Source organism: Mesorhizobium sp. ArgA1 (assembly GCF_053714375.1).
Genome location: NZ_JBSKBQ010000003.1, coordinates 227,201 through 252,491, shown reverse-complemented (window position 1 = coordinate 252,491; position 25,291 = coordinate 227,201). Strand labels below are relative to the sequence as shown.

22 protein-coding genes are annotated in these 25,291 nt (G+C 61.8%); 14 read left to right on the top strand and 8 right to left on the bottom strand.

Annotation, left to right across the window (positions count from 1 at the left end; translation table 11 throughout):
- Window positions 1–43: 43 nt before the first annotated feature.
- Window positions 44–949: a LysR family transcriptional regulator gene (locus tag ACWGTI_RS10970; protein WP_454587121.1), complete on the bottom strand. Its 906-nt coding sequence runs from the start codon at window positions 947–949 to the stop codon at window positions 44–46.
- A gap of 104 nt (window positions 950–1,053) precedes the next feature.
- On the opposite strand from ACWGTI_RS10970, the gene ACWGTI_RS10965 reads away from it, so the two are divergent.
- Together ACWGTI_RS10965 and ACWGTI_RS10960 are read left to right on the top strand one after the other, a co-directional pair.
- A complete protein-coding gene (locus ACWGTI_RS10965; protein ID WP_185970365.1) occupies window positions 1,054–1,227 on the top strand; it encodes a hypothetical protein in 174 nt (57 codons plus the stop codon).
- Window positions 1,228–1,256: 29 nt separating this feature from the next.
- On the top strand, window positions 1,257–1,865 hold the full coding sequence (locus ACWGTI_RS10960; RefSeq protein WP_454587120.1) for a class I SAM-dependent DNA methyltransferase: 609 nt from the start codon (window positions 1,257–1,259) through the stop codon (window positions 1,863–1,865).
- A gap of 27 nt (window positions 1,866–1,892) precedes the next feature.
- On the opposite strand, the gene ACWGTI_RS10955 is transcribed toward ACWGTI_RS10960, so the two are convergent.
- Window positions 1,893–2,834 carry a phosphoribosylaminoimidazolesuccinocarboxamide synthase gene (locus ACWGTI_RS10955; protein ID WP_454587321.1) on the bottom strand — a complete coding sequence of 314 codons (942 nt, stop codon included), beginning with the start codon at window positions 2,832–2,834 and terminating at the stop codon, window positions 1,893–1,895.
- Window positions 2,835–2,996: 162 nt separating this feature from the next.
- On the opposite strand from ACWGTI_RS10955, the gene ACWGTI_RS10950 reads away from it, so the two are divergent.
- Genes ACWGTI_RS10950 through ACWGTI_RS10930 form a run of 5 tightly spaced genes read left to right on the top strand, consistent with a single transcriptional unit; the run spans window position 2,997 to window position 5,860 of the window.
- On the top strand, window positions 2,997–3,446 hold the full coding sequence (locus tag ACWGTI_RS10950) for a lysozyme inhibitor LprI family protein (protein WP_454587119.1): 450 nt from the start codon (window positions 2,997–2,999) through the stop codon (window positions 3,444–3,446).
- 21 nt (window positions 3,447–3,467) lie between these two features.
- Complete coding sequence (locus ACWGTI_RS10945) at window positions 3,468–4,433, top strand: DUF3592 domain-containing protein (RefSeq protein ID WP_454587118.1); 966 nt, start codon at window positions 3,468–3,470, stop codon at window positions 4,431–4,433.
- 11 nt (window positions 4,434–4,444) lie between these two features.
- Window positions 4,445–4,732: a TfoX/Sxy family DNA transformation protein gene (locus ACWGTI_RS10940; RefSeq protein WP_454587117.1), complete on the top strand. Its 288-nt coding sequence runs from the start codon at window positions 4,445–4,447 to the stop codon at window positions 4,730–4,732.
- Window positions 4,729–5,250: a hypothetical protein gene (locus ACWGTI_RS10935; protein ID WP_454587116.1), complete on the top strand. Its 522-nt coding sequence runs from the start codon at window positions 4,729–4,731 to the stop codon at window positions 5,248–5,250. The genes ACWGTI_RS10940 and ACWGTI_RS10935 overlap by 4 nt, the downstream gene beginning before the upstream one ends.
- Window positions 5,251–5,254: 4 nt before the next feature.
- Window positions 5,255–5,860, top strand: coding sequence for a hypothetical protein (locus ACWGTI_RS10930; RefSeq protein WP_454587115.1), 606 nt, complete (start codon window positions 5,255–5,257; stop codon window positions 5,858–5,860).
- 1 nt (window position 5,861) lies between these two features.
- Here the strand turns inward: ACWGTI_RS10930 and ACWGTI_RS10925 are convergent, their stop codons facing one another.
- Together ACWGTI_RS10925 and ACWGTI_RS10920 are read right to left on the bottom strand one after the other, a co-directional pair.
- The gene (locus tag ACWGTI_RS10925) at window positions 5,862–6,872 is read right to left on the bottom strand and encodes a serine/threonine-protein kinase (RefSeq protein ID WP_454587114.1); all 1,011 of its coding nucleotides are present in this window, start codon (window positions 6,870–6,872) and stop codon (window positions 5,862–5,864) included.
- 605 nt (window positions 6,873–7,477) lie between these two features.
- The gene (locus ACWGTI_RS10920) at window positions 7,478–11,260 is read right to left on the bottom strand and encodes a vitamin B12-dependent ribonucleotide reductase (RefSeq protein WP_454587113.1); all 3,783 of its coding nucleotides are present in this window, start codon (window positions 11,258–11,260) and stop codon (window positions 7,478–7,480) included.
- A gap of 732 nt (window positions 11,261–11,992) precedes the next feature.
- On the opposite strand from ACWGTI_RS10920, the gene gltX reads away from it, so the two are divergent.
- Window positions 11,993–13,366: a glutamate--tRNA ligase gene (gltX, locus tag ACWGTI_RS10915; RefSeq protein ID WP_454587112.1), complete on the top strand. Its 1,374-nt coding sequence runs from the start codon at window positions 11,993–11,995 to the stop codon at window positions 13,364–13,366.
- Here the strand turns inward: gltX and ACWGTI_RS10910 are convergent.
- The gene (locus ACWGTI_RS10910; RefSeq protein ID WP_454587111.1) at window positions 13,284–14,468 is read right to left on the bottom strand and encodes a DUF2865 domain-containing protein; all 1,185 of its coding nucleotides are present in this window, start codon (window positions 14,466–14,468) and stop codon (window positions 13,284–13,286) included. The genes gltX and ACWGTI_RS10910 overlap by 83 nt on opposite strands.
- Window positions 14,469–14,677: 209 nt before the next feature.
- On the opposite strand from ACWGTI_RS10910, the gene ACWGTI_RS10905 reads away from it, so the two are divergent.
- Window positions 14,678–15,298, top strand: coding sequence for a DUF1287 domain-containing protein (locus ACWGTI_RS10905; protein ID WP_454587110.1), 621 nt, complete (start codon window positions 14,678–14,680; stop codon window positions 15,296–15,298).
- Window positions 15,299–15,304: 6 nt separating this feature from the next.
- Here the strand turns inward: ACWGTI_RS10905 and ACWGTI_RS10900 are convergent, their stop codons facing one another.
- Window positions 15,305–17,629, bottom strand: a complete 2,325-nt coding sequence (locus ACWGTI_RS10900; RefSeq protein WP_454587109.1) for an NADP-dependent malic enzyme — start codon at window positions 17,627–17,629, stop codon at window positions 15,305–15,307.
- 177 nt (window positions 17,630–17,806) lie between these two features.
- Window positions 17,807–18,586 (bottom strand): SDR family oxidoreductase, encoded by a 780-nt coding sequence (locus ACWGTI_RS10895; RefSeq protein ID WP_454587108.1) that lies wholly within the window; start codon window positions 18,584–18,586, stop codon window positions 17,807–17,809.
- Window positions 18,587–18,707: 121 nt separating this feature from the next.
- On the opposite strand from ACWGTI_RS10895, the gene ACWGTI_RS10890 reads away from it, so the two are divergent.
- Window positions 18,708–19,523, top strand: coding sequence for a UDP-2,3-diacylglucosamine diphosphatase (locus ACWGTI_RS10890; protein WP_454587107.1), 816 nt, complete (start codon window positions 18,708–18,710; stop codon window positions 19,521–19,523).
- Between the two features lie 104 nt (window positions 19,524–19,627).
- On the top strand, window positions 19,628–20,842 hold the full coding sequence (locus ACWGTI_RS10885) for an MFS transporter (protein WP_454587106.1): 1,215 nt from the start codon (window positions 19,628–19,630) through the stop codon (window positions 20,840–20,842).
- Here the strand turns inward: ACWGTI_RS10885 and dgcA are convergent.
- Window positions 20,813–21,796 (bottom strand): N-acetyl-D-Glu racemase DgcA, encoded by a 984-nt coding sequence (gene dgcA, locus ACWGTI_RS10880; RefSeq protein WP_454587105.1) that lies wholly within the window; start codon window positions 21,794–21,796, stop codon window positions 20,813–20,815. The two genes, ACWGTI_RS10885 and dgcA, sit on opposite strands and share 30 nt — an antisense overlap.
- A 77-nt stretch (window positions 21,797–21,873) precedes the next feature.
- Between dgcA and ACWGTI_RS10875 the strand changes: the two genes are divergently transcribed.
- The 3 genes from ACWGTI_RS10875 to ACWGTI_RS10865 are packed head-to-tail and all read left to right on the top strand — an operon-like array spanning window position 21,874 to window position 25,269.
- Window positions 21,874–23,061 (top strand): ABC transporter permease, encoded by a 1,188-nt coding sequence (locus ACWGTI_RS10875; protein WP_454587104.1) that lies wholly within the window; start codon window positions 21,874–21,876, stop codon window positions 23,059–23,061.
- A gap of 4 nt (window positions 23,062–23,065) precedes the next feature.
- Window positions 23,066–23,881 carry an ABC transporter ATP-binding protein gene (locus tag ACWGTI_RS10870; RefSeq protein ID WP_454587320.1) on the top strand — a complete coding sequence of 272 codons (816 nt, stop codon included), beginning with the start codon at window positions 23,066–23,068 and terminating at the stop codon, window positions 23,879–23,881.
- Window positions 23,882–23,895: 14 nt separating this feature from the next.
- The gene (locus tag ACWGTI_RS10865) at window positions 23,896–25,269 is read left to right on the top strand and encodes an MlaD family protein (RefSeq protein ID WP_454587103.1); all 1,374 of its coding nucleotides are present in this window, start codon (window positions 23,896–23,898) and stop codon (window positions 25,267–25,269) included.
- Window positions 25,270–25,291: the final 22 nt, after the last annotated feature.

Sequence of the window (25,291 nt, the reverse complement as noted above, 5' to 3'; positions counted from 1 at the left end):
GGCCACCTTCTCCCACAAGGGGAGAAGGTAGAACCCTCCGGGCCTACCGCCTTTCGTGCTCGCGTATCTCTGCCGTCTGCGCCAGCACCCAGTCGCGGAACACCTTGATCTTGGGTGTGTTGCGGCGGGTCTCCAGGTGCACCAGCCAATAGCCGTCGCCATCCGACCCAAGCACGTCGAATGGCTGTATCAACTGGCCTTTAGCCAATAGGGCGCTGTAAAGGTTTTTGGTCAGGATCGCGGCGCCCCGGTCGGTCAGCGCCGCCATCGCATCATAGGCCTGGGTACCCAGCTTCGGGCCGGCCATGATGCGATCGGGCTCGAACGGTACGCCTGCCGCTTTGAACCAGATTTCCCACCACGGATCGTCGGCACAGCAGAGCGGCACCTTGTAGAGATCCTCGGGGCGGTGGATGCCGCCGACGCTCTCGGCGAGCTTCGGGCTTAGCATCGGCGTGTAGTCCGCCTTGAACAGATAATGCGCCGTCAGGCCGGGCCATTTTCCAGAGCCGGTGCGAATGCCGACATCCATGTCGCCGCGCGTGAAATCGACCAGCCCATGCGAAGTATTCACCTTCACGGCAAGGTCGGGATGCATCAGCTGGAATGTTCCAAGCCATACGGCCAGCCAGTTCGATGCGAATGTTTCCATGGTTGTCACGGATAGCACGCCGGTCGCCCCGCCCTTGGTTGCGACCCATGCATCGGCCAAGGCCGAGAACGCGCCGGATGCGTGCGGCGCCAGCTGTTGTCCTGCCTCAGTCAGGGCAATCTGCCTTGTTTTTCTTATGAAAAGCGGCGTTCCGGCGCGTTCTTCCAGCACCTTGATCTGATAGCTGGCGGCGGACTGGGTCATGCCGAGCTCTTCGGCAGCCTTGGTGAAACTGCCCAGTCGCGCGGCGGCTTCAAAGACCCTGATGGCTCCTAATGGTGGTAGCTCCCAGCTCATGACGCATCAAGCCTCCTGATGCATACTACGCGACGTTCGATTGGAAACCAAGACCGGAAAACGGCATGTTGTGTTCATCAAACCGAACCCTGGAGGAAACGGCAATGACCACCACCATCGCTCTCTACAACACGCTTCGCCGCCCGGTGCTCGACCTCTTCACCGCGCCGTTCAGACCCCGCAAGCGCGGCCTGCTCGACCACCGCTCGCTGTCGGATCATTTCCTCAGGGATATCGGTATGCTTGACGGACGCGTGCCTCCCGGCACCATTCGCTAAGCAAGCTGTTTTGACCAAGGGAGGGAAAGATGACTGTGCTGTCCGAGGACTTGGCCAAGAGCCGCCAGACGATCGACGCCTATGAAGACTATGCCGAACGCTACGATGCACTGGTAAGGCATGTTCCGAACCAAAGAGAACAGAAATGGCTGAAGCGCCTGGTGAAGATTGCCGGCAAAGGCGGCCGAGTTCTGGAAGTCGGGTCGGGACCCGGATATGATGCGGACTTCGTCGAGGGGCTCGGCGTCAAGGTCCGGCGCACCGATGCGACAAGGCGCTTTCTGGAGCTGCAGTCCGCACGCGGCAAGCACGGTGAGTTTCTCGATCTCATCACCGACGATCTCGGCGGCCCCTACGACGCAGTCCTGGCGCTCTGCGTTCTGATCCATGTGCCGCGCGAGCAGACCGACCGGGTGCTTGCCAAGATAGCCGGATCGCTGCGGCCGGGCGGCGCCTTCCTCGTCTCGATGCGCATTGGCGATGGCGAGACAAGCGGTGAATATCATACGGTCTACTGGCGCAGGGACGATTTCGTCGCCCGCCTCGAAGCCGCCGGTCTGGTCCTTGTCGGCGACGAATTCAACATTGGCCGCGATCGCGAAGAGTGGACCACCTTCCTGGCAGTGAGGACATCATGACGCGACGTGGGCTGCTGCCGCCACCGGTCAGAAGTAAGGCTTCAGGTTTTCGCGAATGCGGTCGAGCACCGTCTTGCCAGACAGATCGGGGACGAAGGTTTTGCCGGTGACGGTTTCATAGGCCTGGGTATAGACCCGTGACGTCTGCTCGATCAGCTCGGCCGGGATTTTCGGGATACGATCCGTGTAGGGATCGCAGCGCGCCGTGACCCAGGCGCGGATAAAATCCTTGTCGAAACTCTGCGGTCGTTCGCCAGCCTCGAAACGCTGTTCGTAGCTTTCGGCGAGCCAATAGCGGCTTGAGTCGGGCGTATGGATTTCATCGGCAAGGATGATGGTGCCATCCTTGTTCGTGCCGAACTCATATTTTGTGTCGACCAGGATCAGGCCGCGTTCAGCGGCCAGCGTCTTGCCGCGCGCAAACAGCGCCAGTGCATAGCGCGAGACGGTGTCCCATTGCTCTTCCGACAACAGGCCGCGCGTCAGGATATCGTCGCGCGTCAACGGCTCGTCATGACCACCATCGAGCGCCTTGCTGGTCGGCGTGATGATGGCCTGAGGCAGCTTCTCATTGTCGCGCAGTCCGTCCGGCAGCCGGATGCCGTACATATCGCGCTCACCGTTCTTGTACTTAGTCAGCACTGAAGTGCTGGTGGTGCCGGCGAGGTAGTCGCGAACGACGATTTCCACCGGCAATATGTCGAGCCTCGTGCCGACGACGACATTGGGGTCGGGATAATCGAGCACATGGTTCGGGCAGATATCTGCCGTTTCCTCGAACCAGTAGCGCGCCGTCTGCGTCAGCAGCTCTCCCTTGAGCGGGATGGCGGTCAAAATGACATCGAAGGCGCTCAGCCGGTCGGTGGCGATGATGATGCGGCGGCCATCCGGCAGATCGTAATTCTCGCGGACCTTGCCTTTGTAGTGGTTCGGCAGTTCCGGGATGAAGGCATCGGAGAGAACGCGCAGTGCTGTCATTCGGTGTCGTGGCTCCCAACGACGTGAGGTTTTGGGCGACTATTAACAAAGTCGGTGGCACTTCGATACCCGAGCAAGAGGCGCCGCGTAACGTGCTGTGTGGACAGGCGTCGATGGCTCCTCATAATAGCGCAATCACGCTTCGGAGGCGAAATGCGGATAGCGGAACGCGGACCCAAACGTCTTGCCATCACGGCAGCGCTGGTGCTGGCAATCTCGTCGTCAGCAGCCGCTGCTGCCTCGACTGATCGAGACCCGACAGCTGACACTCTCGACCGCTGCCTCAACGATCCGGCCAACGGGTCGACCGCCGGCCAGACCGATTGTGAGGCGGCGGCATCGGCTGACTATAATCGGCGGATGAATGCCGCCTATGCGACGCTGATGCACAAACTGCCGCATGAGGCTGCTCAACAGCTTCAGAAAGCGCAGCGCGCGTGGCTGGCGTTTCGCGACGCCGAGACCAAGGCCCGAGACGCGCTCTACGAAACCAGGGAAGGCACGATGTTTGTGCCAATGCAGGCCTCAGACGCCACGAACGTCATCCGCGATCGGGCGCTTCAGCTGGAGGGATATGTCGCGGTTATGGCCATAGGGGATTGATCGAGAGGCAAGGGGGGTGGGGTGGAACTGCAGTTTCTGATCGTCGGGTTTGTCTGCGTGGTCGCGGCCGTACTGTCGTTCATCACCTTCGTCAAATGGCGCGAGGTGCAGGTGATGAGCCGCTGGCTGCCGACGCCGGGAAAGATCATTTCCTCGCGCGTCGAGGCGCGCAAGGTGAGGGTGTCGGGCGTCGGCCCCGACAGCGAAAAGGTCACCGAAACCAGGAATTTTCCCGCCATCACCTTCGAATACAAGGTGGGGAACAAGAAATTTCGCGGCTCGCGCTACAGCGTGAAGGAGAATCTGGGGAATTTCGAAGTCGAGGAAACGCTGGCGCAGTTTCCTACCGGCGCCGCGGTGACCGTGTTCTACAATCCGGCCGATCCGAGCAAGGCCGTGATCGAGCGCAGCTTGCCTGAGGGCGCCTTCAAATTCATGGTCAAGCTGTCAGCCGGCCTGGTGATCGGCGCTGTGCTGCTGGTGTTTTCGCTCAGTGGCGTTCTGGAGGCGATCCGGTCGCATCTGCCCAAACCGGAAAACCTCGGCATCGCAGTGTTTCTCATGTTCATCGGGCTGTTCGCCCTGCTCATGGGCATCGCCCATAAGGTGCTGGCAAAACGAGCAACGAAATGGCCGGTGACTGCCGGCCGCATCGATGCGTCGGGTCTTGAGACGGTCCGGATCGACAACGGCTACCGGCGCTGGCGCCCCGTCTTCCACTCCCGCATCGTCTACAGCTACGAGGTCGCCGGCCGGCACTACACCGCCGCCCGCGTCACTTTCGGCGCCTATGTGCTGGCCTCGATACCGGCCCTCGTCAGCGGCCAGGCCGAGCGCTATGCGCAAGGCAGCAAGGTCGACGTCCACTACGATCCTGCAAACCCGGCGTCAGCGGTGCTGGAGTGCAGGGCGCGCGGGGTGTGGGTGCTGTGGGTCTGTTCGGCGGCCTTTATCGGCGGCGCGGCGTGGCTGGTCGGTTTTATCTGAGAGGCCCGGCGATGAGCACTCGCATCGAAGACATGAGAAACCTCGGACCGGCCATGGCGCGTATGCTGGCGGAAATTGATATTCTCCGTGAGGAAGATTTGCGCGGTTTCGGCGTGGTTCAAACCTATCACCGGTTGAAGTTCCGGTTCGGACGGCAAGTGACGATCCTCGCACTCTATGCGATGGAGGCGGCACTTCGCGGTTGCGACTGGCGAGCGCTTGATACCGAAACCAAGGAGCATCTGCGTGAGCAGGCGCACCAGAACAGGCGGCAACGCCTTCCCAGAGACATCCAATGATCACCCGCAAACTGGCCTTCGTTTCCCTCGGCCTGCTCGGCTCAGTGCAGGTCGCGACCGCCAAGGAATGCCTGCTGAGCCACGCCACTTATCGCGAACCGCGCTCGGGCGCGGTCATGCAATTCCGGCCGCTCGACAATGAGCCGGCGGCGCTGACGGCCGAAGTGTTTTCGCTGACCGTGCCCAACACCGCCACCCATCTGCCGGCCGACATTACCTGGACCAATGGCAGGAACTCGTTTCCGCTCAGTACCATCCGCCATGCCTGCACCGACGACGACCGGGAGGCGGGGCTGGAGGATGGCAGCGGGCTCTGCCGGATATGGATGGGCCAGGTCTATGCCTTGACCTGTGGCGGCGCCGAGCAGTTGAATTCGCGCGAAGCGACACCGGCGCCGAAAGGGTTGCTGCTGCCCGATTTCGGCGCGGCCTTCACCGAATTTGCCGATTTCGCCAACGCCAATCCCGAAGGCTCGGCCTGGGATGCCTTCACTTTGACAGGATGCAGCGATGAATAGCGCGATGAAGTTGATTGTCTGGATCTGCGTCCTGCTTGCCTCCATAACGACTTCGGCCATAGCACGCGCGGACGAGCCGGCGCCGTCGCGCCCGCCGATCGACAAATGCGTCTGGGAAAAGCTGAACGACAAGACGGTCGGTCTGTCCGCCTGGGCGCAGCGCTGTGATTTCGGCTTTCGCCAGATCCATTTCGAATTCGCCGGCAACGCGCTCGCCATCAAATACAGCGATGGCGGCGCGGCCGATCCGCTTGTCGAGGTGTTCGACATCAAATCAGGCGAAACCGCAGAGGCCGCAGTGCTGCGCCTGTTGCTGGAAAAGACCGACAAGGCCGTCAGCGCCCGCTGCGTGCTGGCGCCTTACACCGAAGGCGCGGTGCCCGCCGGCGTCAAACGCTACACATTCAGCCCCGATGCCGCCTATGCCAAGGAGTTGCAGGCGCTCGCCAACGACGAAGTTCCCGAACCGCCCTGCGGCGACTGGGGCGAAATGCCGGATGGTATCCAGTATTTCGAGGTGCCGGCGGGGCGCAAGGTGCTGTTTGTCCGTGCTGGCCAGGATGAGCCGTTGTTCGATGAGCAGACGCTGCGGGGGCTGCCGGCGGGGTAGGCTAACGAAATGAAGTGTCAGAAATCTTTTGGTGCATGCACGCTATTGCCTCAGCCATCGTCGGAAATTTTGCACACTGTTCATTTTTTCGCCTGCCATTTATTTGGTAAGTTACTTCAAATGAATTCTTGCCCGGTGCAATCGTCAAGCGGTGCAGTTTGGTCCCCTCTGCCGCGCTCCAATCGTTGGGTTGGTTCTGTATCCACTCTAATTTAACGGAAAGGCCCTCAAGCGCTTGGCGCATTTCGTTGGCGCTCTTGTATCGCTTAGCCGGGTCGAAGTTACATGCTTTATTGCAGATCCTTCTTAGTCGATCAGGGACGTAGTCAGCGTAGCCCACGCGTTTAATCACTTGGCCCTTTTCAATCACTGCTTGATTTACCGGAACGACGCTCCAATCTCGTATATTGCTTGCTAGCTGATAAAGTGACATTCCGGTTGAATATATGTCTGTACTTACGGACGTTTGATTTGCAGCAAATAGCTCCGGAGCCGCATATATGGGGGTACCCTGCGCGCTGCCATGAGGCACCCCCCCGGTGTCTTTTGCTAGACCGAAGTCAGATAATTTCGCGTCCTTACCTTTAATCATAAAATTGGCCGGCTTAACGTCACGGTGCAAAACGGAATTCTCATGTGCGTTTTCTAGCGCAAACAAGACGTCAATTATCCATCGGATCACCTTTCGGAGCGAAACGTGCTGTTTCTCAAGGAAACTTTCGACAGAGCCGTCCGCAAGATATTCCATTTCAATTCCAGCATATTTCTTGCCGCCGTGTGATATGACTTGGACGTCAAAGACTTCAACTACGCGATCATGCTTACAGAGGTGGAGCACCTGTGCCTCAATGTGCGCTTTAAAGGCGGCTGGGTTCTTATTCTCAACGTATTTAACGGCGCACTCTCGGTTCATAGCCAAATCTATCGCGTGATAGACTTCGCCAAACGCGCCTGCGCCGACGTATTTTATTATTCGAACGTTGCTTATGTTGTCGCCGGTCGAAAATAGCAAAATCCTACTCCACCGCGGCCCGCCAAGCGACTAAGACGCTTTTTCGCTGCATGTCATCCCAGTGAGGTGCGTGTGCACCAAATTTTCCGTCTACTGCGTCAATTGGCTTTATACCTGCCGCCAAGCCAAACGGCCCACCCTTGCTAAAGGCTTGAGGTGAAAACGTCTTCAGTGCGACATTGTGATTCTTGCAGCAGTGAGAAAGCGTACCGAGAGGCAATATCTGGTATCTCGAGGAATTCTTACTTCCGCTTTCCCATATCTCAATTGAAGAAATTAAGTCTGGTTTCTTGGTGGTTATAATGCCGTTAAAGTCCAGCCTCCATCTCTCAACGAGGTCAACGATATCCAATTCCGGATCGTATTTAATCGAGCCGTGCTCTAAATAATCTAAATTGGCTCCATCTTGCAAAAGGATGGAATATCTTATTTCCCCTTCTGGTAGACAAAGCCCATTAGCTTAACAGATGCCACCTTCAATTTCCCCCTTCACCCTTATTCTTTAGTAGATATCGCATACTGCTCTATATTTTAGAAGTCCCATGAAATGAAAAAGGCGGCGCATCTACGCCGCCTTTTTTGTCGCAAGGAGAAAACTCGAGTCCTCAGCTGCACCCGCTCGTGGCGCCGCATGTATCGCACTTTTCACACGTCCCGTTGCGCACCATCGTAAAGTTCTGGCACTCGGAGCAGGAATTGCCGGTGTAGCCTTGCAGCAGCGACTTGGCGCGGCGGTCGGCGGCGAGTTTCTTGGCCTCGGCCGCTTCATTGGCCGCGGCGTCGGTGAACAGCGCTGCGGTGGCGTCGGTGGAGGCCGCGTCCACAACCTCCTCGAAGGCGATGTCCTCGGCCAGTTCCCTGGCCCGCTCCTCATAGTCGCGCTTGTAGGCGACCGCCTCGTCGCTGGCCGGCTTCAGCGCCAGCACGTTGGAGCCGGAGAAGGCGGTGGGCGCCGAGCGGGCAGGGGTGCTCGCCGAACCGCCGGCAAAGCCCTTCGGATCACTGGTTGCCGCCCGCGACACCAGCTTCACCGGCGAACCGCGGGTCAGGCCCTTCGAGACCGCGTCCGTCTTGCCTTCGCTGATGCCGCGTCCCAGTGCCGTGTTGGAAAAGTCCGACTGGTCGACATGGGCGAGGTCGTTGCGACCGAGATAGGAGATGGCGAGTTCCCGGAACACGTAGTCGAGGATCGACGTCGCGCTCTTGATGGCGTCGTTGCCCTGCACCATGCCGGCCGGCTCGAATTTGGTGAAGGTGAAGGCGTGCACATATTCGTCGAGCGGCACCCCGTACTGCAGGCCCAGCGAAATGGCGATGGCGAAGTTGTTGAGCAGGCCGCGCAGCGTGGCGCCTTCCTTGTTCATGTCGATGAAGATCTCACCGAGACGGCCATCGTCATATTCGCCGGTGCGCAGGAAGATGGTGTTGCCACCGATCTTGGCCTTCTGCGTATAACCCTTGCGGCGTCCCGGCAGCTTTTCCTGCTCACGCGAAACGCGCTCGATGATCCGCTCGACGATCCGCTCGGTGATCTGCGCCGCGCGTGCCGCCGCCGGGGCCTGGATCAACTGCTCGACCGCATCGTCCTCGTCCTCCTCGCCGTCGGCGAGCAGCGACGAATTGAGCGGCTGCGACAGCTTCGAGCCGTCGCGATAAAGCGCGTTGGCCTTCAGCGCCAGCTTCCACGACAGCATGTAGGCGCCCTTGGCGTCTTCCACCGTCGCATCATTGGGCATGTTGATGGTCTTGGAGATGGCGCCGGAGATGAAGGGCTGTGCGGCCGCCATCATCTGGATGTGGCTGTTGATCGACAGCGAGCGCTTGCCGATCTTGCCGCACGGGCTGGCGCAGTCGAACACGGCAAGGTGCTCCGCCCTAAGGAAGGGCGCGCCTTCCAGGGTCATCGCACCGCAGACATGGATGTTGGCGGCCTCGATGTCTTTGCGGGAGAAGCCCAGCGCCGGCAGCATCTCGAACGAGAAATCGTTGAGCTGCTCGTCGGTGAACCCGAACGTCTCCTTCACCCAGTCGGCGCCGAGCGTCCACTGGTTGAAGACGAACTTGATGTCGAAGGCCGACTTCAGCGCCGCATTGAGCGCCGCAATCTTGTCGTCGGTAAAACCTTTGGCCTTGAGCGAGCCGGGGTTGACCGCCGGCGCCTGGTTCATGTTGCCGTGGCCGACCGCATAGGCCTCGATCTCGGCGATCTGGCTTTCGGAATAGCCGAGCGTGCGCAGCGCTTCCGGCACGGCGCGGTTGATGATCTTGAAGTAGCCGCCGCCGGCGAGCTTCTTGAACTTCACCAGCGCGAAGTCGGGCTCGATGCCGGTGGTGTCGCAATCCATGACCAGGCCGATCGTGCCGGTCGGCGCGATCACGGTTGCTTGCGCATTGCGGTAGCCATGCTCCTCGCCGAGCTCGATGGCACGGTCCCAGGCAGCCTTGGCGTGCGCTGCGAGTTCCGGCTGCTTGAGGTCGGAAGCGACCAGCGGCACCGGGTTGACGGCAAGCTTCTCGTAGCCGCCCTTTTCGCCATAAGCGGCGCGGCGGTGGTTGCGCATGACGCGCAGCATGTTCTGCGCGTTGCGGTCGTAATCGGCGAAGGCGCCGAGTTCGGACGCCATCTCGGCCGAGGTGGCATAGGCGACGCCGGTCATGATGGCGGTGAGTGCGGCGCAGATGGCGCGGCCCTCGTCCGAGTCATAGGGAATGCCCGACGTCATCAAGAGGCCGCCAATGTTTGCATAGCCGAGGCCGAGCGTGCGGTATTCGTAGGACTGCTTGGCGATCTCCTTCGACGGGAACTGCGCCATCATGACGGAGATTTCCAGAACGACGGTCCACAGCCGCACCGTGTGCTCGTAAGCTGCGATATCGATCGTGCCGTCGGCGTTGCGGTAGGGCAAAAGGTTGATCGAGGCGAGATTGCAGGCTGTGTCGTCGAGGAACATGTATTCCGAGCACGGGTTGGAGGCCCGGATCGCACCGGCCGAAGCGCAGGTGTGCCAGTCGTTCATCGTCGTGTTGAAATGCAGGCCGGGATCCGCGGAAGCCCAGGCGGCGTAGCCGATCTTTTCCCATAGGTCGCGTGCCTTGAGCGTCTTCAGCACCTTGCCGTCCTTGCGGGCGGTCAGGTGCCAGTCGGCGTCCTGCTCGACGGCGCGCAGGAAATTGTCCTTCAGCGACACCGAATTGTTGGAGTTCTGGCCGGAGACGGTGAGGTAGGCGTCGGAATCCCAGTCGGTGTCGTAGGTCTTGAACGACATCGAGGTGTAGCCCTGCTTGGCGAACTGGATGACGCGGTAGATGTAGTTCTCCGGCACCGCAGACTTCTTGGCCGCCTTGATCTCTCGCTTCAGCGCGGTGTTGAGCGCCGGATCGAAACAATCGTCGGCGTTGCCGTCGCAATTGATGCAGGCCTTCATGATCGCTTCGAGATGCTTCTTGACGATCTTGGATCCGGTCACCAGCGAGGCGACCTTCTGCTCTTCATTGACCTTCCAGTCGATGAATTCCTCGATATCGGGGTGGTCGGCGTCGACAATGACCATTTTCGCCGCGCGGCGCGTCGTGCCGCCCGACTTGATGGCGCCCGCCGCGCGGTCGCCGATCTTGAGGAAGCTCATCAGGCCGGACGAGCGGCCGCCGCCCGACAGTTTTTCGCCTTCGCCGCGCAGCAGCGAGAAGTTGGAGCCGGTGCCGGAGCCGTATTTGAACAGGCGCGCTTCACGCACCCAAAGGTCCATGATGCCGCCCTCGTTGACGAGATCGTCCTGCACGCCCTGGATGAAGCAGGCATGCGGCTGCGGATGCTCGTAGGAGGACTTCGATTTGGTCAGCTTGCCGGTGAACGGGTCGACATAGTAGTGGCCCTGGCTTGGGCCATCGATGCCGTAGGCCCAATGCAGGCCGGTGTTGAACCATTGCGGCGAATTCGGCGCCACGCGCTGCGTCGCCAGCATATAGGCCAGCTCGTCGCGGAAGGTCAGCGCATCGTCTTCCGACTTGAAGTAGCCGCCCTTGTAGCCCCAGTAGGTCCAGGTGCCGGCCAGCCGGTCGAAGACCTGGCGAGCGTCGATCTCGGAACCGTAGCGCTCGGCCTCCGGCAGTTTTGCCAGCTCGGCCTCGTCGGCGACGGAGCGCCACAGGAAGGAGGGGACGTCGTTCTCCTCGACCTTCTTCAGGCGCGCAGGCACGCCGGCCTTGCGAAAATACTTCTGCGCCAGGATATCGGCGGCAACCTGCGAGAATTGCGCCGGCACATCGATGTTATCGAGACGGAACACCACCGAGCCATCCGGATTCTTGATCTCCGAAAGCGCCTTGCGGAATTCGATCTCCGCGTAAGCCGATTGCCCTTGCTTGGTGAAACGACGCTCGATGCGCATGGTCCGATCCCTTTTGTCTATATATAGCGCTTTTCCCCAGGGATTTCTGCCCCACATGGCGAAAAGCACGGTCCGCCGTTTGCCGGTGCTGCAAGCAACCCCGACACTCTCCTCGTCGCGGGCGCCAAGCAGCGAACTGGCAAACACCTCTTCAGGCGCTTACCCTGGCTGCAGGCCGACCCGCGGGTCCCTCAAAACTGAAACTTTGATCGATTCCCTCGCTGGAGGGAGGTTCACACTATCTAGCGTCGAGACTGCCTGCAAACACTAAATATAGTGTTAACAGATGATTTTTTCCAGTCCGACAATTCTCCCTTTCGTCACCCCAAGCCCCACGATCCCAACGCTTCCGCCAGCCTCGTAAACAGGCGGAAATCTGGGCAAAAACGCACAAAATCCGGGAAAAAAGACCGGGCTCTGAACTCTCCGGTCGCGCCCTCAACAAGAGCACATGGCACATAAAAGGCGACTCGGTTTGCGTCGTCAAGGATTCGTTTACGTAGCTTTTGTGACCCCAACATCTTGTGTGTCACATATGTGGATAACGGGGATAGAAAGCGGCTGGGGAAAGCCCGGTTTTGCCGGCGTACATCACTGGTGAGCGGTTCACCGGGGACAGGCCCGGCCGGATTCGGCTCACAGCCTTTTCATTTTAGCTGGCGTGCATTATGTCTTTGGCGTCGCGCGGGGGCGCGTCTTGTCAATTCCAAGAGCATCCGTTACGCCCCGCCCATGACAGTTACCGTCCGTTTTGCCCCCTCACCAACCGGCCGCATTCATATCGGCAATGCCCGCACCGCTTTGTTCAACTGGCTGTTTGCCATGAACAACAAGGGCCGTTTCATCCAGCGTTTCGACGACACCGACATTGCCCGCTCGAAGCAGGAATTTTCCGACGCCATCCTCTACGACCTGCACTGGCTGGGGATTTTCCCGGACGCCACCGAATACCAGTCGCGGCGCTTCGAAGCTTACGACGCGGTGGTTGAACGGCTGCAGGCGGCAGGCGTGCTCTATCCCTGCTACGAAACCCCTGAAGAACTCGACCTGCGCCGCAAGGTGCGCCGCACGCGCGGCCTGCCGCCGGTCTATGGCCGCGAGGCGTTGACGCTTTCGCAGCAGCAGATCGCCGAGTACCGGTCGGACGGCCGCCGGCCGCACTGGCGCTTTCTGCTGCCAAACTTCACCAGCGACCCGCTGCAGCCGGAACGCACCGAAATCCACTGGGAGGATCTGGTGCGCGGCGAGGAAACCGTCGACCTCGCCTCGCTGTCCGATCCGGTGCTGCGGCGCGAGGACGGCACCTATCTCTACACGCTGCCTTCGGTGGTGGATGACATCGATATGGGGGTCAGCCACGTCATCCGCGGCGACGACCACGTCACCAACACCGGCGTGCAGATCGCGCTGTTCAAGGCGCTGGGCGCCGTGCCGCCTGTGTTCGGCCACCACAATCTGCTGACCACGGCCTCGGGTGAGGGCCTGTCGAAGCGCAGCGGTGCGCTATCGATCGAGAGCCTGCGCGAGGACGGCATCGAACCGATGGCGATCGCTTCTCTGGCCGTGCTTGTCGGCACCTCGGAAAATGTCGCGGCCATGCATGACATGCCGGCACTCGCCGAGCGCTTCGATCCCGCCGCAACGTCGAAATCGGCCGCCAAATTCGACCCGGACGAGCTGTTCGTGCTCAATCGCGCGCTCATGCATCACATGCCATTCGCCGAGGCGCAGGACCGGCTGATTGTGCTCGGCATCTCGGGCGACAAGGCCGAACCGTTCTGGCTGGCGGTGCGCGGCAATATCGACCGGCTGAGCGATGCGGCCGGCTGGTGGCGTATCCTTGCCGACGGGCCGCAGCCGGCGCCGGAATTTTCCGACGAGGATCGCGACTTCCTGCAGCAGGCCTTCGACCTCTTGCCGGAAGAGCCATGGACCGGCACGGTCTGGAAGGACTGGACGGCCAGGATCAGGGAAGCCAGTGGCCGCAAGGGCAAGGCGCTGTTCATGCCTCTGAGGCTGGCGCTTACCGGACTTGCTTCCGGGCCGGAGCTTGCAGATCTATTGCCGCTGCTGGGTCGGGAAGGAACGCTGGCCCGACGACCCTGACCTTGCGCTGGTCCGGCGGGATCAGCGACACCGGCGAAACCACCGGTTTGACGGCAAGGCGTTTGATGGCGTCGCGGTCGAGCCCGCCTTGCATGTTGGCCAGGGTCTCCGGATCCGCGCCCGCATCGGGCTTTGCCGCCGGCATCGGAATGAACGGCGTCGCCTGGGTGTCAGGCTGCGATTGTTCGGGCGGTGGCGGGTTGCCGCCGATGATCTCGAAATTTCCAGCCTGCGCATTGCAGCCGCAGGCCGGTGGCCGCGATATGTCGGGTTGTTTGTAGAGATAGGCGGTCGGCAATTCGCTGTAGGGGCGGCCGGTGACCGATGACGTCATGTTGGCCGAATCGTCATCCATGCCGCGTGAATAGAACACCTGCATCTCGGTGCCGGGGCAGCTCGATTCGCAGTTTTTCTGATCACGCTCGAAATCGCCCAGCGAAGCCGAATTCGACATCGGGAAGAAATAGCCGTCGCAGGTGCGCACACAGCTCGTATGGAACTCGCCGCCGACCGTCGGGAAATCCGGCACGCCGGGCTGGTTGAGCACGCGGCGCACATTGCGTTCTTCGTCGGGATCGTCGGGCTGATCGAGCGTGTCGATCTGCCGGTTGCCGCCGAAAAGCTGATCGAACAGATTGCCGTCGTCGGGTTCGCGGCTGGCTTCTTGCTCCTGCCGGCGCGGCGCGGGCTCGTCCCGACAGCCATTGGCGTCGAGCGCGGCCAGGATGCGGCCGCGGTCGCGCCGCGAGCCGCCGCCGGCAAGCTGAGCGCGCTTGGCTTGCAACGCGTCGAGATTGGCGTTCATGCGATCGATGCTGCTGTTCAGCGCAGCACATTGGCTGACGTTGCGCGAAAACAGCGAAAACCCGCAATTCGCATCGCTCGCCCGGCCGCGCACCTTGTCGAGCTGTTCGAGCTGGCGGGCGATGGCGTTGTCATACTTCCGCACCATGCCGGACTTGCCGCCGCCATTCGATGAAGAAGCAAGCTCGGCTTCCAGCTGCCGGCAGACACGCGAAGCGGCTTGTGGTTCGGTGGCGACGGCCGAAAGCACCAGCGCGCCAAGCAGCGCAGCCAAATGCGTCCACTTTCCGCCTGCCATTGCCAGAGACCCCGCTTGCCTGCCTGTCGCGATGCTACCGGATTCGCGGTTAACCGTTCCCTCAATCTACAACCAAAGATGGTCTTAGCCCATAGACGCGGTGCAAGAGGTGTTCGGACAAGGCGGCAACCGCGCATCTCACTGCTGCATGAAAAAGGCGCAATCGCTCGGGAAATATCTCTCGATCAAGCAATGCCCCGGGGCCTGGCATGACCACGATTAGCCGTCGAACCGCACTGCAGTTCGGTCTGTTGTGCCTGGCAGCGCCCGCCGCCTTGGCGCAGGACAGGCAAGCCGTGCCGGACTGGCGCGGCAAACTGGTCAAAGCCGCGCGTGAGCAGATCGGCGTCACCACTCTCTACGACCCGACCTATGTCCGGCTCGGCTATCCCGGCGGCGATGTCGCGCCGGATCGGGGCGTGTGCACGGATGTCGTCGTGCGCGCCTATCGCCGCGCCTTCAATCTCGACCTGCAGAAACTGGTGCATGAGGACATGGCGGCCAATTTTGCGGCCTATCCCAAGACCTGGGGCCTGAAAGCGACTGACCGCAACATTGACCACCGACGGGTAGGCAACCTTGCCGCCTTTTTCGGCCGCAAGGGCGTTTCCTTGGCCGTAAGCGAGGAGCCCGCCGACTTTCAGCCAGGCGATCTCGTCACCCAGATGCTGCCCGGCAACCTGCCGCACATCGTCATCGTCTCATCCGACCGTTCGGCGGATGTGCCGGAAAGGCCGCTGGTCATCCACAATATCGGGGCGGGCGCCCGGCAAGAGGACACGCTGTTCGCCTTCCGTCAGACCGGGCACTACCGTTTCGCGCCTGCCTGAGGAAACTCAGCTGAAATCAACCACCGCCTGCGCCTTGTGCGCTGCCTCGACCACCGCCAGCGCCGTCATGTTGACGACGCCGCGCGAGGTCACCGACGGCGTCAATATATGCGCCGGCTTGTCGGTGCCGAGCAGGATCGGGCCGACATGCAGCGCGTCCATCATCGTCCTCAGTGCGGACAGCGTGATGTTGGCGGAGTCGAGGTTCGGGAACACCAGCAGATTGGCTTCGCCCTTCAACCGCGAATGCGGATAGACGCGCTGGCGCAGATTCTCCGACAGCGCGGTGTCGGCATGCATTTCGCCGTCGCATTGCAGGTCGGGCGCAACCCGCGCCAGGATCGCCGCCGCCTGCCGCATCTTCAGGGCGCTGGGGGAGTCGCGCGAGCCGAAATCCGAATGCGAGAGCAGTGCCGCCTTCGGCTCGATGCCGAAGCGCTGGATTTCCTCCGCCGCCAGAATGGTCATTTCGGCGATTTCCTCGGCCGTCGGATCGACCGAGACATGGGTGTCGGTCAGGAAAATGATGCCGCGCTGCGAAATCAGCATCGACAGGGTCGACAGATCGCGGTCCTTGACGCCGGGGCGAGCGCCGATGACCAGCGTCACATTGCGCAGATGCCGTTCGAAACGGCCTTCGAGGCCACAGACCATGGCGTCGGCATCGCCGCGCTTCAGCGCCAGGGCCGCAATCACCGTATTGTCGGTGCGCACCATGGTGCGCGCGGCTTCGGTCGTGACACCACGCCGGCCGGCAAGCTCGATCAAAAGGTCGACATAGTGGCGGTAGCGCGGATCGTCTTCCGGATTGATCAGGCCGAAATCGACGCCAGGCTTGATGCGCAGGCCATAGCGCTTCAGCCTGACCTCGATGACATGCGGGCGACCGATCAGGATTGGCTCGGCGATGCCTTCCTCCAGCACAACTTGCGCCGCGCGCAGCACGCGCTCGTCCTCGCCGTCGGCATAGATCACGCGCTTGGCGCTCGACGCCTTGGCCGAGGAAAACACCGGCTTCATCACCAGGCCGGAACGGAAGACGAAGCGGTTGAGCTGGTCGATATAGGCGGCGAAATCGGTGATTGGCCGTGTCGCGACGCCGGTGTCGCAGGCGGCCTTGGCCACCGCCGGCGCAATGCGCAGGATCAGGCGCGGATCGAAGGGCGAGGGGATCAGGAAGTCAGGCCCGAAGATCGGCGTCTCGCCGGAATAGGCGCGCGCCGCGACATCGGACGGCTCTTCGCGGGCAAGGGCTGCAATCGCCCGGACCGCCGCCATCTTCATCTCCTCGTTGATGGCACTGGCGCCGCAGTCCAGCGCGCCGCGGAAGATGTAAGGAAAACACAGTACGTTGTTGACCTGATTGGGAAAATCGGAACGGCCGGTGCAGATCATCGCGTCCGGACGTGCGGCGCGCGCCGCCTCCGGCATGATCTCGGGATTGGGGTTGGCCAGCGCCAGGATCAGCGGCTTTTCCGCCATGTGCTGCAGCAGTTCCGGCTTCAGCACGCCGGCCGCAGACAGGCCGAGGAAGACATCGGCACCCGGGATCACATCGGCCAGCGTGCGGGCCTCGGTGTCCTTCACATAGGGATCTTTCCAGCGGTCCATCTCATCGATGCGGCCCTTGTAAGCGACGCCGAAACGGTCGGTAACCCAGATGTTTTCAACCTTGGCGCCGAGCGAGACCAGCAGGTTGAGGCAGGCGAGCGCCGCCGCACCGGCGCCCGAGGTGACAATCTTGATGTCGGAAATGGTCTTGCCGGCGAATTCCAGCCCGTTGAGCACGGCGGCGGCGACGATGATGGCGGTGCCGTGCTGGTCGTCATGGAACACCGGAATACCCATGCGCGCCTTCAACTGCGCCTCGACCTCAAAACACTCCGGCGCCTTGATGTCCTCGAGATTGATGCCGCCGAAGGTCGGCTCGAGCGCCGAGATCGTCTCGACCATGCGCTCGATGCCGGGCGCGTCGATCTCGATGTCGAAGACGTCGATGCCGGCGAATTTCTTGAACAGCACCGCCTTGCCTTCCATCACTGGCTTGGAGGCGAGCGGGCCGATATTGCCGAGACCGAGCACGGCCGAACCGTTGGAGACGACGCCGACCAGATTGGCGCGCGCCGTATAGTCGGCGGCGGTCGCCGGATTGTCGCGGATTTCAAGGCACGGGGCTGCGACACCTGGCGAATAGGCCAGCGCCAGGTCGCGCTGGTTGCCGAGCGGCTTGGTTGCCTGGATCTCGAGCTTTCCCGGTCGCGGATGCTTGTGGAAGTAAAGGGCGGCTTCGTCGAGGTCCGAACGTGCCGTTTTCTTGTTCTCGCCTTCCATGCGGCCGCTCCCTCGAAACTGCTATGCCGGAGTCCTTTTAGCACGCGGCCAAGGTTTGTCGCGACGCTAAATGACGCTCCGTCAGCTTTCCGCCGCGGCGCGCCGAAAGCCACGTTATATCAGATAGTTATACCGATCTCATCGCAAAAGACTCCTGCTGCTTCGCAGGCGCGTCGATTAGAATGCGCTGACATAAAGGCCGCCATCGACCGGGATGTTCTGGCCCGTGAGATAGCCGGCATGAACCGAGCACAGGAAGGCGCAGATCTGGCCGAACTCTTCGGGCGTACCGAGCCGTCTGGCCGGAACGTCGGCGCTGATGCGGGCCTTGCGGGCGGCAGCAGCGGCCGGGTCTTCCGTCGTGCCGGCCTCGTGCGGGCCGCGTAGCCGGTCGGTGTCGAGCTTGCCCGGCAGCAGGCTGTTGATGGTGACGTTGCGGTCGATCACCGTGCGCGCCACGCCGGCCAGGAACGAGGTCAGGCCCGCACGGGCACCCGATGACAGATCAAGGCCGGGGATCGGTACATAGACCGACAGCGAGGTGATGTTGACGATGCGGCCGAAGCCGCGCTTGGCCATGCCGTCGATGACAGCCTGCACCAGCTCGATCGGCGTGACCATGTTCTGCGTCACGCCTTCGAGGATTTTTGCACGGTCGAGTTCGCGGAAATCGCGCAGCGGCGGACCGCCATTGTTGTTGACCAGAATGTCGGGGTCGGGGCAGGCGGCAAGGAGTGCCTTCTGCACATCGGGTTTCGAGACGTCGCCGACGATCTCCGTCACCTTCACGCCGTAGCGTTCGCGCAGTTCGGCGGCGGTTTTCGCCACCAGTTCGGCATTGCGTCCGTTGACGACCAGATCGCAGCCCGCCTCGGCCAGCGCCATGGCGCAGCCGCGGCCGAGCCCCTTGCTCGAAGCGCAGACAATGGCCTTCTTGCCCCTGATGCCGAGATCCATGACGATTTTCTCCTGTGATTGGCGCGGCAAAGCTAGCCCTTCGGCTGGACCAATCGCAACCGTCATACGGTTGTTGCATGAATCGGGGCATAGCCTGCGCGAAAGCAACGGTGACGATCTGATGTCCAGCACAGAAACCCGCACTTTCCGCAGCATGTTCATATCCGACCTGCATCTCGGATCTAAGGCGGCCAAGGCCGAGTTCCTGATCGACTTCCTGCGGTATCACGACGCCGATATCATCTATCTCGTCGGCGACATCGTCGACGGCTGGCGGCTGCGGCGCAGCTGGCATTGGCCGCAGAGCCACAATGACGTCGTCCAGAAACTGCTGCGCAAGGCGCGCAAGGGCACCTCGATCACCTACATCGCCGGCAATCACGACGAGTTCGCGCGCCAGTTCCAGGGCGTGCATTTCGGCGGCATCGTCGTTGCCGACCGCGCCATCCACGAAACCGCCGACGGCAGGCGCCTGCTGGTCATCCATGGCGATCAGTTCGACACCGTCGTCCACAACCAGCGCTGGCTGGCCTATCTCGGCGACTACGCCTATGACGCGGCCATGCTGGTCAACCGGGTCGTGACCAGGCTTCGCCATCTGCTCGGCCTTCCCTACTGGTCGTTCTCGTCCTGGGCAAAGGGAAGGGTCAAGAGGGCGGTCAATTTCATCGGCTCATTCCAGACCGTGCTCTCCGACGAGGCGCGCCGCTCGCATGTCGACGGCGTCATCTGCGGTCACATCCATCATGCCGTGATCGAGAATTACGGCGATGTGCAGTACATCAACACCGGCGACTGGGTGGAGAGCTGCACGGCGGTGGTCGAGCATTTCGACGGCCGCATGGAGATCATACACTGGGCGAAAATCCTGCCCGAGGCGCCAGACGAACCCTTCATCCCGATGCTGATCGAGGACAGGGTCGTCGAAGCGGCGTGACACCGATTAATCGGTTAGTCCAGCCAGTTTCGACTTTCTCTTCCGCATGTTAAGGGATCGATCTGCGCCGCAGCTATTTTTTTGCAGCGTAATTGGATCGATTCATGTCGCTGCCGCCGCTCTCGCCTGAACAACTCGTCAAGCCGCGCCATTTCGAACTGCGCATGAGCCTGATCTTCGCGACACTCTTCGTGTCGCTGGGAACGCATGTGCCCTTTTTCCCGGTTTGGCTCGAGGCTCAGGGGTTTGACGCCTCGCAGATCGCCGTTATCCTGGCAGCACCAATGTTCCTGCGCGTGGTGACGACGCCGCTTCTCACCGCACTGGCCGACCGGGCGAAGGACAGGGCCGACGTCTATATCGCGCTGGTCGCAGCGACCATGGTGCTTTCCGCCGGCTATTTCCTCACCCCCACCTATGCCATGGTGCTAGCCGTTTCGCTGGCGCTGACGGTGGTGTGGACTCCGCATTCGCCGATCGCCGATTCGCTGGCGCTGTCGGGCGTGCGCCGCTTCGGTTCCAATTACACCGCGATGCGCAAATGGGGCTCGATCTCCTATCTCTGCGCCAATGCCGCCGGGGGCTTCATCCTGTATTGGACAAGCGTGCAGGCCGTGCCGGTGATCATCTTCCTGTCGCTTGCAGCCGCACTGGTCGCCGGGCTGCTGGCGCCCCGTCTTGGCCGTCCGCGCCGGGCCTCGCCGCTGTCGGCCACCGACATCCAGCATTCGGCGCCCAGCCTGCTCAACCCTTATTTCCTCTATTTCACCCTCGGCGTCGGCATCATCACCGCCAGCCATGCCTTTCTCTACGGCTTCGTATCGATCTACTGGAAGTCGATCGGCATCAGCGGCTCCGTCATCGGCCTGCTATGGGCTTGGGGCGTCGTAGCCGAAGTCTGCATGTTTTTGTTTTTCAACCGTATTTTCGGCTCCGTCTCGGTCGTCAAGGTGATGCTGATCGCCGGCATCGGCTCGATCGTGCGCTGGATCGCCTTTCCGCTGATCTGGCCGCTCGGGCTTGGCGTAAGCGGCTTCTTCGGCGTCCAGACCTTGCACTCGGTGTCGGTGGCGATGGTGCTGATCGGCCTGCAGAGGATGATCGGCGAGACGGTTTCGGAAGAGCGCACCGGTGCCGCGCAAGGCATTGCCTATTTCTTCAATGGCTTCTTCATGGCTGCGGTGACGCTGGCATCCGGCCCGCTTTACGAGCGCTACGGCGTCGACGGCTTCCTGGCGATGATCCCGATCGCCATCATCGGCCTGGCGCTGATCGGGCTCGCCGCGCGCTCAGCCCCACAGCATCCTGTCAGGCGGTGACACCAGCGACCCCTGGTAGACGAGGCTGGGATCGCGGTCGCGCGCCAAAAGCAGCGGACCGTCGAGATCGACGAACTCGGCGCCTTGCGCGAGCAGCACCGCCGGCGCCATCGCCAGCGAGGTGCCGACCATGCAGCCGACCATCACCTCGAAACCCAGTTCGCGGGCGCGGTCACGAAGGGTAAGCGCAGCAGTCAGGCCGCCGGATTTGTCGAGCTTGATGTTGACGGCGTCATAAAGGCCGACAAGTTCTTCGAGGTCCTTGGCCTCGTGCACGCTTTCGTCGGCGCAGATTGGCACGGGGTGCGCAATGTGGCGCAAGATGGCATCATGGCCGGCGGCAAGCGGCTGTTCGATCAGGGTGATGCCGTGGTCGGCCGCAAAAGCGAGGTTCTCGACGATGTTGGTATCGGTCCAGCCTTCATTGGCGTCGAGGATGATGCGGCTGTTGGGTGCCGCTTCGGTCACGGCGCGGATGCGGGCTACATCGTTGTCGCCGCCGATTTTGACCTTGAGCAACGGCCGTCCGGCATTGGCGCGGGCTTGCGCTGCCATCGCTCCCGGCTCGCCCAGCGACAGCGTGTAGGCCGTCTCCAGCGCCGACAAGGGCAAGGCCTGGATGGAGTCCGCCACCGCGATGCCGCTCATCTTCGCCTCCAGGTCCCACAAGGCACAATCGATGGCGTTGCGGGCAGCCCCCGCCGGCATTGCGTCGAGCAGGCCCTTCCGGCTGATGCCGCCCTCTATCCGGTTGCGCATCGCCTCGATCGCGTCGCGCACGCCGTCCATGGTCTCGCCATAGCGCTTGTAGGGGACGCATTCGCCCCATCCGCGATTGTCCCCATCGCTGATCGTGCAGGTGATGACTTCGGCTTCGGTCTTCGATCCGCGTGAGATGGTGAAGGTGCCGGCGATGGGAAAACGCTCGGCCTCGACCGAAATGACACGCGCCATAATTTTCTGCTCCGGCTATGCAACATCAGGCTGTCGGCAAATCGACAGCTTCAACCCGTCAGGCTAAACAGGACGCCATGTTGACCATCGGCAAACGCGACGCAAGCGGCAACGCCGCCAAGGAGGCCGACCACCAGCCCCGCGTCGCGGTCGGCGAGGAGGGTGGCGTCCTCGGTTGCGCTTTCTCCGGAATCTGGACGACGCGGACAGTGGCGCTGATCGATGCCGAGATGCGCAAGATCGAGCAGCGCAAAGGCTTTCAGACGTTGGCCCTCGACCTCTCCAACATCGAGAAGATTGATACGGCCGGCGCCTGGTTGATCGACCGCCTGGTCAGCGTCTTTGAGAAGAAGGGCGTCGAGGTCAGGATGCAGGGGCAAAGCGATGTTGCCTCGATCCTGCTTGGTGCTGTCGGCGAGGCCGTTCGGCGCGAGCCCGAATCGGGCCGTGCCCCGCGCCCCAACATCGTCCTTCGCGGACTGGAGGCGATCGGCCGCCGCGTCTATGAGATGCGCGACGATTTCCTCGCCTCGATGAACATCCTCGGCGCCACCATCGGCGGCGCGCAGATGAAACTCGGGCGCGGCCATGCCATCAACCCGGCGGCGATCTTCAACCAGATCGATCGCATGGGTGTCGGCGCCATCCCGGTGGTGGCGTTGATGTCGGCCATCGTTGGCGCCATCGTCGCCCAGCAGGGCGCCTACCAGCTCAACTATTTCGGCGCCAACATCTTCGTTGTCGACCTGGTCGGCGTGCTGATCCTGCGCGAACTCGGTGTGCTGATGACCGCAATCATGATCGCCGGCCGCTCCGGCAGCGCCATCACCGCCGAGATCGGCTCGATGAAAATGCGCGAGGAGGTCGACGCGTTGAAGGTCATCGGCCTCAACCCGATCGGCGTGCTGGTGTTTCCGCGCCTGGTGGCGCTGGTGATCGCGCTGCCCTGTCTCACCATCATTGCCAATTTTGCAGCCCTTGGCGGCGGCATCCTCGCTGCCTGGCTTTATTCCGGCATCACGCCGTCCGCTTTCATCGATCGGCTGCGCGGCGCGATCGACATCAGCACCATCTTCGCCGGCCTGATCAAGGCGCCGTTCATGGCCATGATCATCGGCACCATCGCTTCCGTCGAAGGCATGAAAGTCGGCGGCAGCGCCGAATCGCTGGGCCTGCACGTCACCGCCTCGGTGGTGAAGTCTATCTTCGTCGTCATCATCCTCGACGGCCTTTTCGCCATCTTCTACGCCTCGATCGAGTTCTGACATGATGGGTAAGAGCTCAAAGGCGATCAAGGCTGAGCAAGGGACGAACGAAAGCGATATCGTGCTCTCCGTGCGCGACATTACTGTCTCGCTGGATGACAAGCTGATCCTCGACAAGCTGGCGCTCGATATCAAGCGCGGTGAAATCCTCGGTTTCGTCGGCGCCTCGGGCGCCGGAAAATCGGTGCTTCTGCGCACCATTCTCGGCCTGCTGCACAAGCAGTCCGGCACGATCAAGCTGTTCGGCGTCGACGTCGACAAGGCGAGCGACATCGAACGGTTGCGCGTCGACATGCGGCTTGGCGTGCTTTTCCAGCATGGAGCGCTGTTTTCGGCGCTGACGGTGCAGGAAAACGTGCAGGTGCCGATGCGCGAATATCTCGATTTGCCGAAGAAGCTGATGGACGAGCTGGCCTTGCTCAAGATCGAGCTGGTCGGCCTGCCGCCGGACGCCGCGCAAAAATTCCCCTCGGAGCTTTCGGGCGGCATGATCAAGCGCGCCGCCCTGGCGCGGGCGCTGGCGCTCGACCCCGACATCGTCTTCCTCGACGAGCCGACGTCCGGCCTTGACCCGATCAGCGCGTCCGAGTTCGATGAATTGGTCGTCAAGCTGCGCGATACGATGGACCTGACGGTCTATATGGTCACACACGATCTCGACACGCTCTTTACCGCTTGCGACCGGGTGGCGGTGCTCGGCAACAAGAAAATCCTGGTCGAAGGCACGATCGACGACATGCTGAAGAGCGAGGAGCCGTGGGTAAAATCCTATTTCCGCGGAAAACGCGCCCGGCAACTTGATCTTGCGGCGCGCGCATAGCCATAAGTGGGGCAATGGAAACCAGAGCCAACTACGTCATTGTCGGCATTTTCACGCTGGCCGCTATCCTGGCGGCCTTCGCGTTCGTCTACTGGACAGCGCAGATTGGCGATCGCGGCGAGACGGCGGAGTTGCGCGTGCGCATTCAGGGCTCGGCCTCAGGCCTTGGCCCGGGCAGTCTGGTGCTGTTCAACGGCGTCAAGGTTGGTGTGGTCAAGCGGGTCTATTTCGACCGCAACGATCCGAACGCCGCCATCGCTACGACCGAGATAGACACGACAACACCGCTCACCAAATCGACGCAGGCCGATATCGGCATCGCCAGCCTTGCCGGCCAGGTCAACATCGAATTGAAGGGTGCCAATCCCAAGGAGCCGAACCTGCTTGAGGAGGCGGCCAAGGAAGGCAGGGTCGCTGAAATTCTCGCCAACCCGTCGGCTGTCAACAATCTCCTGCAGACGGCGCAAAACATCTTCACCCGTGCCGACAAGGTGCTGTCGGACCTCGAAGGCTTCACCAAGGATGTGCGCGGGCCACTGACCCAGACCGTCAAGAACGCCCAGACGTTCTCGGATGCGCTTGCCAAGAATGCCGACGGCATCGACAAGTTCCTGACTGCCGTCAGCGCGCTGTCGGATGAGTTGAAGGGTGTTTCCGGCAAGCTCGACGGCACGCTGAAGGCCGCCGAGGGCCTGCTCAACGCCGTCGACAAGGACAAGATCAAGAGCATCGTCGCCAACGTCGATGCGGTGACGGGCAACCTCAAGGAAACGTCGAAGCAGCTCGACGGCGTGATCAAGAACGTCGATACGGCGGTCGGCTCGGTCAATGATTTCGCCACGCGCACGCAAGGCACGCTGGCCAAGGTCGACAATGTGCTCGACGGCATCGATCCGGCGCAGGTGCGGGTGGCGCTCGCCAACATCCAGAAGGCCAGCGAAAACGCCAACAAGGCCGCCGCCGACATCGCCAAGGTGACCGACAAGTTCGCCGACCGGGCCGACGATATCGACGAGACCATCAAGGATGCCAAACAGCTGGCGCAGCGCCTCAACGATGCCTCGGTGCGCGTTGACGGCATCCTGAAAAGGGTCGACACGCTGCTGGGTTCAGGCCAGGCCGACGGCGTGATGGCCGACGCCAGGGACACGTTGAAATCGTTCAAGCAGGTCGCAGACACGCTGAACGCACGGCTTGGCACCATTACCGACAATCTGGCGCGGTTCTCCGGCCAGGGCCTGTCGAATGTCGAAGCGCTGGTCCAGGACAGCCGGCGTTCGATCAGCCGCATCGAAGAGGCGGTGACCGATCTCAGCCGCAACCCGCAGCGCATCCTGTCGGGCGGTGACGGCGAGGTCCGGCAGTTCGATGGCAGGGCACGGCGTTGACTTCCGTGCCCGCCCGCCGCAA

Coding starts and splice junctions, on each gene's coding strand:
- ACWGTI_RS10905 (WP_454587110.1), top strand. CDS start 14,678: ATGACCACGATTAGCCGTCGAACCGCACTGCAGTTCGGTCTGTTGTGC.
- ACWGTI_RS10970 (WP_454587121.1), bottom strand. CDS start 949: ATGAGCTGGGAGCTACCACCATTAGGAGCCATCAGGGTCTTTGAAGCC.
- ACWGTI_RS10875 (WP_454587104.1), top strand. CDS start 21,874: ATGTTGACCATCGGCAAACGCGACGCAAGCGGCAACGCCGCCAAGGAG.
- ACWGTI_RS10960 (WP_454587120.1), top strand. CDS start 1,257: ATGACTGTGCTGTCCGAGGACTTGGCCAAGAGCCGCCAGACGATCGAC.
- ACWGTI_RS10965 (WP_185970365.1), top strand. CDS start 1,054: ATGACCACCACCATCGCTCTCTACAACACGCTTCGCCGCCCGGTGCTC.
- ACWGTI_RS10920 (WP_454587113.1), bottom strand. CDS start 11,260: ATGCGCATCGAGCGTCGTTTCACCAAGCAAGGGCAATCGGCTTACGCG.
- dgcA (WP_454587105.1), bottom strand. CDS start 21,796: ATGGCGCGTGTCATTTCGGTCGAGGCCGAGCGTTTTCCCATCGCCGGC.
- ACWGTI_RS10935 (WP_454587116.1), top strand. CDS start 4,729: ATGATCACCCGCAAACTGGCCTTCGTTTCCCTCGGCCTGCTCGGCTCA.
- ACWGTI_RS10865 (WP_454587103.1), top strand. CDS start 23,896: ATGGAAACCAGAGCCAACTACGTCATTGTCGGCATTTTCACGCTGGCC.
- ACWGTI_RS10910 (WP_454587111.1), bottom strand. CDS start 14,468: ATGGCAGGCGGAAAGTGGACGCATTTGGCTGCGCTGCTTGGCGCGCTG.
- gltX (WP_454587112.1), top strand. CDS start 11,993: ATGACAGTTACCGTCCGTTTTGCCCCCTCACCAACCGGCCGCATTCAT.
- ACWGTI_RS10950 (WP_454587119.1), top strand. CDS start 2,997: ATGCGGATAGCGGAACGCGGACCCAAACGTCTTGCCATCACGGCAGCG.
- ACWGTI_RS10870 (WP_454587320.1), top strand. CDS start 23,066: ATGGGTAAGAGCTCAAAGGCGATCAAGGCTGAGCAAGGGACGAACGAA.
- ACWGTI_RS10890 (WP_454587107.1), top strand. CDS start 18,708: ATGTCCAGCACAGAAACCCGCACTTTCCGCAGCATGTTCATATCCGAC.
- ACWGTI_RS10895 (WP_454587108.1), bottom strand. CDS start 18,586: ATGGATCTCGGCATCAGGGGCAAGAAGGCCATTGTCTGCGCTTCGAGC.
- ACWGTI_RS10940 (WP_454587117.1), top strand. CDS start 4,445: ATGAGCACTCGCATCGAAGACATGAGAAACCTCGGACCGGCCATGGCG.
- ACWGTI_RS10900 (WP_454587109.1), bottom strand. CDS start 17,629: ATGGAAGGCGAGAACAAGAAAACGGCACGTTCGGACCTCGACGAAGCC.
- ACWGTI_RS10885 (WP_454587106.1), top strand. CDS start 19,628: ATGTCGCTGCCGCCGCTCTCGCCTGAACAACTCGTCAAGCCGCGCCAT.
- ACWGTI_RS10930 (WP_454587115.1), top strand. CDS start 5,255: ATGAAGTTGATTGTCTGGATCTGCGTCCTGCTTGCCTCCATAACGACT.